Origin of the sequence: uncultured Flavonifractor sp., from assembly GCF_944385615.1 — a bacterium.
Lineage (GTDB): Bacteria > Bacillota > Clostridia > Oscillospirales > Oscillospiraceae > Flavonifractor.
On record NZ_CALWXV010000035.1, the window covers coordinates 18,588 to 28,697 of the forward strand.

The following is a 10,110-nucleotide window of genomic DNA, read 5'->3' on the forward strand; positions in this document are numbered from 1 at the left end:
TCCAAAACGCCTTGACAGTCCGGCCCGGTTGGCATAGAATATCCTCTGTGCGAAAATCCCGGTGTTTTGTCAAAACCGGGCGTTCCCATTACAAAAAAGACGAAGGAGAACAGACCTGTGATCGAACTGAAACACATCTCCAAGGTCTTTCCCACGGCGGACGGGGATTTTCAGGCCCTGTCGGATATCAACCTGACCATCGGGGACGGGGATATCTTTGGCATCGTCGGCATGAGCGGCGCGGGCAAATCCACTCTGGTGCGCTGTATCAATCTGCTGGAACGGCCCACCCAGGGAGAGGTCCTCATTGATGGAGAGAACCTGATGGCGTTATCTCCCGCCCGCCTGCGGCAGACCCGCCGGTCCATCAGCATGATTTTCCAGCAGTTCAACCTGCTCATGCAGCGGACCTGCCTGAAAAACATCTGTTTCCCCATGGAGATCGCCGGCGTACCGGCGGCGGAGGCCAAAAAGCGGGCTTTGGAATATCTGGACATCGTGGGCCTGCCGGATAAGGCCAACGCCTACCCCGCCCAGCTCTCCGGCGGCCAGAAACAGCGCATCGCCATCGCCCGGGCCCTGGCCTCCAACCCCAAGATGCTGCTGTGTGACGAGGCCACCTCCGCCCTGGACCCCACCACCACCCGCTCCATCCTGCGGCTCATCAAGGACATCAACCAGCGCCTGGGTATTACTGTGGTGGTCATCACCCACGAGATGGCGGTGGTGGAGGAAATCTGTACCCATGTGGCCATTCTGGACCACGGTCACATGATGGAGACTGGCACGGTGGAGGAGGTCTTTTCCAATCCCAAGACCGAGGCTGGCCGCAAGCTGGTGTTCCCGGAGGGGGCCTGTATCGACCAGTTCCCGGTGGCCAACGTGGTGCGGGTGGTTTTCAACGGCGGCTCCTCCTACGAACCTCTCATTGCCTCTCTGGCCATTGACTGCGGTGTGAAGGTCAATATTCTGGGGGCGGATACCCGCAACGTGAACGGCAAGGCCTTTGGCTCCATGCTGCTGGGCCTGCCGGAGGATAAAAACGACGCCGCCAAGGCCATGAATTACCTGAAGGCCCAGCCAAATGTAACTGTGGAGGAGGTGCCCGACTATCATGAATAAATTTCTGGAACAAATGATAGCCGCTCTCACCGAGCCCGCCATGCAGCAGGAGATGCTCACCGGCATCTGGGAGACCATCTACTCCACCGTGGCCGCCACCGTGCTGGCCTGCGCCCTGGGCCTGATTTTGGGCGTGATCCTGGTGGCCGGGGAAAAGGACGGTGTACGCCCTCTGCCCGGTCCGCTGATGAAGTTTATCAATATCGTCATCAATATCCTGCGCTCGGTGCCCTTCCTGATCCTGATGATGATGCTCCTGCCGGTCTTCAAGCCCATCATCGGCACCTCTATCGGCACCCCCGCCGCGATTCTGCCTCTGGTGGCCGCCGCAGCGCCCTTTGTGGCCCGGCTGGTGGAGACTTCCCTGCGGGAGGTGGACAAGGGCGTCATTGAGGCTGCCCAGTCCATGGGCTGTACCCCCTTCCAGATCATCTGGAAGGTGATCCTGCCCGAGAGCAAGCCCGGCCTGGTGGCGGGCTTTGTCACCGCCCTTATTACCATACTAGGCTACGGCTCCATGGCGGGCTTTATCGGCGGCGGCGGCCTGGGCAAGATCGCTGTCAACTATGGCTATAACAAGTATAATTACGGCGTCATGTTCGTGGCCGTGGTGCTCATCGTCATTCTGGTGCAGGTCTTCCAGACCATCGGCACCAAGATCGCCGTCAGCCTGGACCACCGCATTACCGACAAGGGCGGCAAAAAGCGCCGGGGCAAGGCGGTTGCTCAAAAAATTGAGACAGAGAAGCGGGTTCCCCCTGGCTTTCTGTAACTTTATCACGTCCGGCAAACTGGGTAGTTTGCCGGACACTTTTTTTGGTCAATGTGCCCGCTTGACAGTAACGGCTTGTGGTTGTAAACTAAGTGCAACCCAAAAGGCAACTGAATAACGCCCCTCAAACGCAAGGAAGAGAAGAGTAGCCATTGAGATACGGCACAGAGAGCCCGGTATGGTGGGAACGGGTACGGAAGGCTTTGGTGAAGATGGTCTCGGAGCGGCGCACCGACTACTTTTTTGTATAGGCTGCGACGGGTGCGCCCGTAATCGCGCGGGAGTATGGCTGTACTCCATAAGGCCCCTGTTGTGAGGCAGGGGTGAAACAAGGTGGTACCACGAAGCGGAATGCTCTCGTCCTTGAATTTGTTTCAAGGGCGTTTTTTTGTGCTCGGATTTGGGTGATACCTCAAGACATGAAAAGGAGAAATGTACCATGAAGAAGCTCGTCTCTCTGCTCCTGACCGGCGCTCTGTCCTTCGGCCTGCTGGCCGGCTGCGGCGGCGGCACCACCGGCTCTAACAACACCCCCGCCAACAACTCTCAGACCCCCTCTGCGGAAAACAGCGCCTCTCTGGAGGGCACCGTCATCAAGGTGGCCGCCTCTCCCACGCCCCACGCCGAGATCCTGAAGGTGGCCAAGGATGTGCTGGCCGAGCAGGGCATCACCCTGGAGATTGAGGAGTTCACCGACTACATCCAGCCCAATATGGTCACCGAGGACGGCCAGGTGGACGCCAATTACTTCCAGCACATCACCTACCTGAACGACTTTAACGAGGAAAACGGCACCCACTTGGTGAGCGTGGCCGACCTGCACTATGAGCCCTTCGGCATCTACGCCGGCAAGACCGCTTCTCTGGAAGAGCTGCCCGACGGCGCTGTCGTCGGCGTGCCCAACGATCCCACCAATGAGGGCCGGGCTCTGCTGCTGCTCCAGCAGGAGGGGCTTATCACCCTGAAGGAGGGCGTGGGCCTCACCGCCACCAAGCTGGATATCGCTGAGAACCCCAAGAACCTGGACATTCAGGAGCTGGAGGCCGCCCAGCTGCCCCGTTCCCTGGACAGCCTGGACCTGGCCGTCATCAACGGCAACTACGCCCTGCAGGCCGGTCTGAATGCCGCCGACGCTCTGGCTGTGGAGTCCACCGACGGCGAGGCCGCCCAGGCCTATGTGAACGTGCTGGTGGTCAAGGAGGGCCGGGAGAATGATCCCGCCATCCAGGCTCTGGTAGAGGCCCTGAAGAGCGACGAGGTTAAGGCCTTTATGGAGGAAAACTGGCCCGGTGCTGTGGTTCCCATGTTCTAATCCCAAACCCATTACCCGCAAACAGGCCCGCCAATTGGCGGGCCTGTTCTTTTTCCTGCCTTCCCAAAATTCCTATTGAATTTGTGGGATTTATATGGTATGCTGATACCATCCTGATGAAATGACCACAGGAGGTCGATCCCTATGAAAATCGCTCACTCTATTCCAGAATTGATTGGAAATACCCCTCTGCTCCGTCTGGAGCGTTTTGCCCCCAGTGGCGGCATTTTAGGCAAGCTGGAGAGCTTCAATCCCCTGTCCTCCGCCAAGGACCGGGCGGGCCTGTATATGATCCGGGCCGCTGAGGTGCAGGGCCTGCTGAAACCGGGGGCCACCATTGTGGAGCCCACCAGCGGCAATACCGGCGTGGCTCTGGCCTACATCGGCCGCCAGCGGGGCTATCGGGTGGTGCTCACCATGCCTGAAACCATGAGCCAGGAGCGCCGCTCCCTGCTGTCCGCTCTGGGCGCCGAGCTGGTGCTCACGGAGGGCAGCAAAGGCATGGGCGGAGCCATCGCCAAGGCAAAGGAGCTGCTGGAGGCGGACCCCGCCGCCTGGATGCCTGACCAGTTCAATAACCCTGCCAATGCTCAGGCTCACTATGAGACCACCGGCCCGGAGATCTGGCGGGATACCGACGGCACAGTGGACGTGCTGGTAGCCGGGGTAGGCTCCGGCGGTACCATCACCGGCGCGGGCCGCTATCTGAAGGAGCAAAACCCCAACATCAAGGTGGTGGCGGTGGAGCCCGCCGAGTCCCCTGTCCTCTCCGGCGGCCAGCCCGGCCCCCACAAAATCCAGGGCATCGGCGCCGGATTCATACCCGGTACCCTGGATAGGAGCGTGGTAGATGAGGTGCTCCCTATCCCCAGCCAGGCCGCCATAGCTGCTGCCAAGACTCTGGCCCGTGCCGAGGGTATTTTGGTGGGCATCTCCTCCGGCGCCGCTGCTCAGGCCGCGCTGGAGCTGTCCAAGCGGCCCGACTTCCAGGGCAAGACCATCGTGGCCGTCCTGCCCGATACCGGCGAGCGTTACCTCTCCACCGGTATCTACGCATAAGAGAAAAAGGACGCTGCTCACGCAGCGTCCTTTTTTCATCTCAGTGTTTTGGAAAGTGGAACAGCCACAGGGCCCCGCCCATAAGCGCATATCCCTGAGGGGTAAGCACTACAAAGCGCAGCATTTGATTTATCAGCCATAAATACGCCGGGCTCTGAGGAACTTCCATCAGGTCCTCAGAGGGCACGCCCAAACCGGTCTGGATCACCTGGATCAGTCCCACCACCAATGGAGGAAGGAATAACGCCACATACACCGCCAGCAGAAGCAGTACCCCCCGCCGGGCCCAAGTCATCCACGCCCGCGCTTTCAGAGGGCGAATCACCCGGAGCAAGCACAGACCTTGAAGGGCACACCAACCTAATATTAACCACAAGGCAGGTTCCAGCAGGCAAGAGAGGGCGCTCACCAGCACCGCCCCCACATAGCGGCGCATCAGCATCTCATGCAGCAGCGGCGCAGGAAGAGTCATCAACAGGAAGATGGCCACCAGGCTCAGGCAGCCCACCGCCAGCCGCTTGACCTCCCTCTGCCGGTCCTGCTCCGGAGGAAGACCATAAAGCACCTGATTCACGTCAGTCTCCAGCACCTGGGCGATTCTGACCAGCATGTCGATGTCCGGCCGGCTTTTTCCCGTCTCGTAGTTGGATACAGTCTGCCGGGTGACAAACAGGGCCTCTGCCAGTGCCTCCTGGGTCATGCCCCGCCGCTCCCGAAGCCCTTTAATGTTTTTCCCAATATCACGCATGACTCTCACCTCGCCCTTAGTTTAGGCTCAACCAGCAAAAAAGTCACGCAAAGATTCTTTGACACCGGCTTACCGGTAACTTTAATCGGTGCTCTCCTCATTCTCCGGGCATTTTTCATGATAGCGGCGCACCAGATCCGCCAGGGTCAGGTGATCCACCACCCCGGATACCGCGGCCTGGATCTCCCGCCACACCTCTACGGTGACGCACTTTTCCGCCCGGCCACAGCGGCAGATATCATCCGCGTCGGCGCAGCTCACCGGGGCAAGATTGCCCTCCAGCACCCGCAGGATCTCCCCCACCGTGTAATCTTCCGGCTCCCGGGTCAGGAGATAGCCGCCTCCGGCTCCCCGCACCGAGCGCACCAGTCCGGCCCGGGAAAGCTGGGTCACGATCTGCTCCAAATATTTATCTGAAATATCCTGCCGCTGGGCTACGTCCCGCAGGGGCACCGCCGTCCCATGGCTGTTGAGCGCCACATCCAGCATCAGCCGCAGGGCATACCGTCCTTTGGTAGAAATTTTCATACCATCCATTCCTCCTGACTTTTGAGATATAATACCACAATACTGGTAGGATTTCAAGAAAAACTTCATACCCCGGTCTATTCTCCCAAATGTGCCCAGGCGGCAAAAATATTTCTCTTGACTTTCGCACCAAAAAGTGCTAAAGTCCAAAGAAGAGAAAGGAGCGTGCCCCGCATGCTGAATCGTACCGGTTATGGATACGGCTATTACCGCTGCTATTTTTTCAGCGGTGTTTTTGCCTGCCCATAACCGGCTGACTGGGTCACATTCCACACACAGATCGTGGAAGCTCCGCAGCCGCCTCTGGGCGACTGCGGAGCTTTTGTATTTTGGAAGGAGTTTTGAACTATGGTTGTCATCATGAAGCGGGGTTTCACCCCTGAGGAATTGGAAAAGGCCATTCATACGATGGAGGAGGGCGGCGTCAAGGTCATGGTGTCCAAAGGCGCCGAGACCACCATTTTGGGTGCCGAGGGCAACGCCGACGGCATCGACCAGGAGAAGCTGTCTCTGCTGCCCGGCGTGGATCGGGTCATGCGGGTCACCGAGCCCTACAAAAAGGCCAACCGGAAGTACCACCCCGAAAACACGCTGGTAGATCTGGGAAACGGCGCGCTGTTGGGCGGCGAGGGGCTGGCGGTCATTGCGGGGCCCTGCTCGGTGGAGAGCGAGGCTCAGATCGTAGCGGTGGCCCAGGCCGTGAAGGCCGCCGGGGCGGCAGCCCTCCGGGGCGGGGCCTTCAAGCCCCGTACCTCTCCCTACGCCTTTCAGGGCATGGGCAACGACGGCATCCGCCTGCTTCAGGAGGCCAAGGCGGTCACGGGCCTTCCTATCGTCACCGAGATCATGTCCACCGACAATGTGGAGATGTTCGAGATGTGCGTGGATGTGATCCAGGTAGGGGCCCGGAACATGCAGAACTTCGACCTTTTGAAACAGCTGGGCAAGACCACCAAGCCCATTTTGCTGAAGCGGGGCCTCAGTTCCACCATTGAGGAGTGGCTGATGAGCGCCGAGTACATTATGGCCGGCGGCAATGAGAAGGTCATCCTGTGCGAGCGGGGTATCCGTACCTTTGAGACCTTTACCCGCAATACTCTGGATCTGTCGGCGGTGCTGGCGGTGAAGCAGCTGTCCCACCTGCCGGTGGTGGTGGACCCCTCCCACGCCTGCGGTAAGGCCTGGATGGTGGAGCGGATGAGCATGGCGGCCCTGGCCGCCGGGGCGGACGGCCTGATTATCGAGGTCCACAACGACCCGCCCCACGCCCTGTGCGACGGCGCCCAGTCCATCACCCCCGCCCAATTCTCCGGTCTCATGGACAAGCTGCGCACTCTGGCCCCCTGTGTGGGCCGTACGCTGTAAAAGGAGTGCTCTCCTATGAAAAAAACGCTTGTCATTGTGGGGCTGGGTCTCATTGGCGGCTCTCTGGCCCTGGCTCTGAAGGGGTTTGAGGACTATGAAATCGTGGGCGTGGACGTGTCCCAGCCCACTCTGCGCTATGCCAGCGAGCACGGCGTCGGCGACCGGGTCACCGAGCGGGCGGGCGACGTGATCCCTCAGGCGGATGTGGTGGCTCTGGCGCTTCATCCCCAGGGGATCCTGGATTTTTTACAGGCCTATCAAAAACGCTTCAAGCCCGGAGCCCTGGTGTGGGATGTGTGCGGCGTCAAGTCTGCCATTCTGGAGGGCGCTAACTGTCTGCCCGACACGGTGGACTTCATCGGCTGCCACCCCATGGCGGGCACCGAGTTTTCCGGTGTGGAGCACGCCTTTGCTGAGCTGTTCCAGGGCTCCCATTTCCTTATCGTCCCCCGTCCTACCAGTAAGCCGGAACATCTGGCCCTGCTGGAGCGGCTGGCAGCCTATATCGGCTGCAAAGATGTCCACCGCACCACCGCCCAGGCCCACGACGCTCTCATCGCCTATACCAGCCAGGTGATGCACATCATTGCCGTGTCGGTGTGCGACGATCCCACCCTGTTTGATTGCAAGGGCTATGAGGGCTCCTCTTTCCGGGGCTGCACCAGAGTAGCCGCTCTGGATGTGGGACTGTGGACCCAGCTGTTTTCTCTCAACCAGCCCGCCCTTCTGGATGTGCTGGACCGGCTCATCGGCAATCTTCAATCCTACCGGGAGACGCTTGCCACCGGCGACCGGGCAGCCTTGGCGGACAAGCTGGCCTACTCCGCCGCACGCAAACGGCAGATGGACCTGCCCGGCCCCGACCTGTTGGAATAACCAAAAGGCTCACCTTCAGGCCGGACAGCAAAGATATCCCTTGGGGGTACGCCCTCCTGCCGTTTTGGCGGAAGGGCCCTTGCCATACAAAGAGAATATGGTCCCCAGCCACATTACCGGCGGTTTGGGGTAATATGGCTGGGGACCATGCGCTGTGATTTTTTATTGTATATGGATTGGCTCAACCCTCCGGTGCAGGGATCGGAGCAGCTCCGGATATCTGGAATTTATTTGTCAGAGCCTTGAGCATATTGGCTTGTCCCGAGAGCTGCTGACTGGCAGCGGCGGACTGCTGGGCAGTGGCCGAGTTGGTCTGGATCACACCGGCAATCTGATCCACCCCGTGGGTGGTCTGCTGGATGGCCGATTCCTGAGCCAGAGAGTTCTGGGATACCTTTTTGGCCTGCTCGGACAGGGCGGAGATAATCCCGGACACCCGGTTCAAGGAGGCAGCAGTCTCATCCGCAATCTGCTTTCCGTGCTGTACCCGCTGGATAGAGTTGACGATCAGGGATGCGGTGCTCTTGGATGCCTCCGCTGTGCTGGCGGCCAGCCGCCCCACCTCATCGGCTACCACGGCAAATCCTTTGCCTGCATTGCCCGCCCGGGCAGCCTCCACCGATGCGTTAAGGGCCAGGATATTGGTTTGGAAGGCGATATCCTCAATGCTTTTCATGATCTTCTCGATCTCAGCGGAACTTTTGGCGATGTCCTCCATAGACGCCAACATCTCCTGCATTTTTTCTGTGCTATGGGAGACCTCGGCTACCGTTTCGTTTACACTGCCCTCCACATCCTTGATGGCGTGGGTGTTTTCCTGTACTTGACTGGAGATATCGGACAGGGTGGCGGCCAATTCTTGGATGGTAGAGGCCTGTTGGGTGGAGCCCTGGCTGAGGGATTGGGCTCCGTTGGCTACCTGCTCGGCGCCCTCCGACACTTGGTCGGCGGCTGAGCGGATCTGAACGATCACGTTGCTCAGCACTTGAATGACACGGTAGACGGAATCCCGCAGCTGACAGTATTCCCCCTCGTACAGACTGTCATTGTGGCTTCTGATGTCAAAGTGGCCGTCGGATACAGCCTGAAGGCCATCCTGCAAGTCTTTGGTAATAAAAACGATACGCTCCATGGTTTCAGTGATCTTTCGGCTCAACTGCCCGAATTCATCCCTGGAATCATAGCTGACGACCGCATGGGAAAAGTCGCCCCGCTCCAGGGCGTCGGCTCCATCAATCAGCTTGCGCACCGGAACCAGAATATAACGCAGCATCAGCACCGTAAAGAGTACCACAGCGCCAAAGGCACATACCACAATGGTAATCACAATGGCCATAGAAAGGGTACGGGCAAACTTGACCAGCTGTTCCTGGGAGGCAGCTGTCTGGTTGATGCTGTCATTCAGCTGGATCATCTGCTCAGCTGCCTCGTCAAAGGCCACCGCATAGTTATCAAGATAAAGATTGTAGGCCTGGGTTTTGGCCTGTTGGTCACCAAAGTGAACAGACAGATCCATAATCTGCTGGTTATAGGCCGATACTCCCTGTAGTTTGCTACGGATCGCCTCTACTTCTTCGGCATACTGCGGCATAATGGTCTCAATATTGTCCAGAGAGGCATACAGCGCATCCCGGTCGGTATTCATGCTCTCGGAGATGCGCTGATAATCCTCGGGGGTCTGGGCGATCATAGCGTTAAGCAGATACCTGCGCACGGAAACCATGTTCCGCCTGGCCAGACCGATTTCCTCCACGGCGGGAACAATCTGTTCGGCATATTTGATTCCCTGCCGGGTCATCATGTTGACCACAGAGATGGAGGATAATCCTAAAATGAGTACAAAGCAAAAGATAATGCCATAGGAGAGAAGCAGCTTCCATTTGACAGGCTTATTTTTCATAGAGGTCACCTTTCTGATTTTATCCTAGATTCGGAAGGGGCCGTAATATAAGGGGTGTCAATACTTGCTCCCCAGATTGCTCTGAACCGCAAGGACCGGAGCGATATCAGGCTTGCTCCGTGTGTCAAAAGCCGCACTTTTGGTACCACACCGAACGTAACGTGTCTCTTTGGGATCTTGTAATCCCTGGTTTTCTCTCTCATGCCATTCCTCCAAGTATCATTCTGATGGTATCTTCCGGCTTTGGCATTGGAAGCCAGTTGATAGCAAACCATTCATGTTATACTTCGGCAGGTTTCTTCTTTTACTTAACTGATTTTTAAAATTATTTTCACATAAAACAAGCTATTTTACCAAAAAAACAGTAGGATTACAGTATATTTTGCGCATATTTATAATAATGTCACATAATTTTTATTCTGTGGCAT

At 58.0% G+C, this 10,110-nt stretch carries 9 protein-coding genes and 1 other annotated feature; of the genes, 6 read left to right on the forward strand and 3 right to left on the reverse strand.

Annotated elements, in window-relative coordinates:
* Positions 1-117 precede the first annotated feature (117 nt).
* The 4 genes from Q0J75_RS09575 to cysK all read left to right on the forward strand — a co-directional run bounded on the left by Q0J75_RS09575 (position 118) and on the right by cysK (position 4,265).
* Complete coding sequence (locus tag Q0J75_RS09575) at positions 118-1,122, forward strand: methionine ABC transporter ATP-binding protein (RefSeq protein WP_297200227.1); 1,005 nt, start codon at positions 118-120, stop codon at positions 1,120-1,122.
* The gene (locus Q0J75_RS09580; protein WP_297200230.1) at positions 1,115-1,894 is read left to right on the forward strand and encodes a methionine ABC transporter permease; all 780 of its coding nucleotides are present in this window, start codon (positions 1,115-1,117) and stop codon (positions 1,892-1,894) included. Before Q0J75_RS09575 ends, Q0J75_RS09580 begins: the two co-directional genes overlap by 8 nt.
* Positions 1,895-2,018: 124 nt before the next feature.
* Positions 2,019-2,262: a binding site (T-box leader), on the forward strand.
* 71 nt (positions 2,263-2,333) lie between these two features.
* Positions 2,334-3,206, forward strand: coding sequence for a MetQ/NlpA family ABC transporter substrate-binding protein (locus tag Q0J75_RS09585; RefSeq protein WP_297200234.1), 873 nt, complete (start codon positions 2,334-2,336; stop codon positions 3,204-3,206).
* A 144-nt stretch (positions 3,207-3,350) separates the two neighbouring features.
* Positions 3,351-4,265 (forward strand): cysteine synthase A, encoded by a 915-nt coding sequence (cysK, locus tag Q0J75_RS09590; RefSeq protein WP_297200237.1) that lies wholly within the window; start codon positions 3,351-3,353, stop codon positions 4,263-4,265.
* 40 nt (positions 4,266-4,305) lie between these two features.
* On the opposite strand, the gene Q0J75_RS09595 is transcribed toward cysK, so the two are convergent.
* Complete coding sequence (locus Q0J75_RS09595; protein WP_297200241.1) at positions 4,306-5,013, reverse strand: helix-turn-helix domain-containing protein; 708 nt, start codon at positions 5,011-5,013, stop codon at positions 4,306-4,308.
* An 81-nt stretch (positions 5,014-5,094) separates the two neighbouring features.
* Complete coding sequence (locus Q0J75_RS09600) at positions 5,095-5,541, reverse strand: RrF2 family transcriptional regulator (RefSeq protein ID WP_297200244.1); 447 nt, start codon at positions 5,539-5,541, stop codon at positions 5,095-5,097.
* Between the two features lie 348 nt (positions 5,542-5,889).
* On the opposite strand from Q0J75_RS09600, the gene aroF reads away from it, so the two are divergent.
* Together aroF and Q0J75_RS09610 are read left to right on the forward strand one after the other, a co-directional pair.
* Entirely contained in the window at positions 5,890-6,906 is a 1,017-nt protein-coding gene (gene aroF, locus Q0J75_RS09605; RefSeq protein ID WP_297200247.1) for a 3-deoxy-7-phosphoheptulonate synthase, read from the forward strand.
* A gap of 15 nt (positions 6,907-6,921) precedes the next feature.
* A complete protein-coding gene (locus Q0J75_RS09610) occupies positions 6,922-7,782 on the forward strand; it encodes a prephenate dehydrogenase (protein ID WP_297200249.1) in 861 nt (286 codons plus the stop codon).
* A 181-nt stretch (positions 7,783-7,963) separates the two neighbouring features.
* On the opposite strand, the gene Q0J75_RS09615 is transcribed toward Q0J75_RS09610, so the two are convergent.
* Positions 7,964-9,682, reverse strand: coding sequence for a methyl-accepting chemotaxis protein (locus Q0J75_RS09615; protein WP_297200252.1), 1,719 nt, complete (start codon positions 9,680-9,682; stop codon positions 7,964-7,966).
* Positions 9,683-10,110 lie beyond the last annotated feature (428 nt).

Bases quoted from the DNA above. Each gene is read 5' to 3' on its own strand.
- Q0J75_RS09610 (WP_297200249.1), top strand. From the start codon at position 6,922: ATGAAAAAAACGCTTGTCATTGTGGGGCTGGGTCTCATTGGCGGCTCT.
- Q0J75_RS09585 (WP_297200234.1), top strand. From the start codon at position 2,334: ATGAAGAAGCTCGTCTCTCTGCTCCTGACCGGCGCTCTGTCCTTCGGC.
- Q0J75_RS09595 (WP_297200241.1), bottom strand. From the start codon at position 5,013: ATGCGTGATATTGGGAAAAACATTAAAGGGCTTCGGGAGCGGCGGGGC.
- Q0J75_RS09600 (WP_297200244.1), bottom strand. From the start codon at position 5,541: ATGAAAATTTCTACCAAAGGACGGTATGCCCTGCGGCTGATGCTGGAT.
- Q0J75_RS09580 (WP_297200230.1), top strand. From the start codon at position 1,115: ATGAATAAATTTCTGGAACAAATGATAGCCGCTCTCACCGAGCCCGCC.
- Q0J75_RS09615 (WP_297200252.1), bottom strand. From the start codon at position 9,682: ATGAAAAATAAGCCTGTCAAATGGAAGCTGCTTCTCTCCTATGGCATT.
- aroF (WP_297200247.1), top strand. From the start codon at position 5,890: ATGGTTGTCATCATGAAGCGGGGTTTCACCCCTGAGGAATTGGAAAAG.
- cysK (WP_297200237.1), top strand. From the start codon at position 3,351: ATGAAAATCGCTCACTCTATTCCAGAATTGATTGGAAATACCCCTCTG.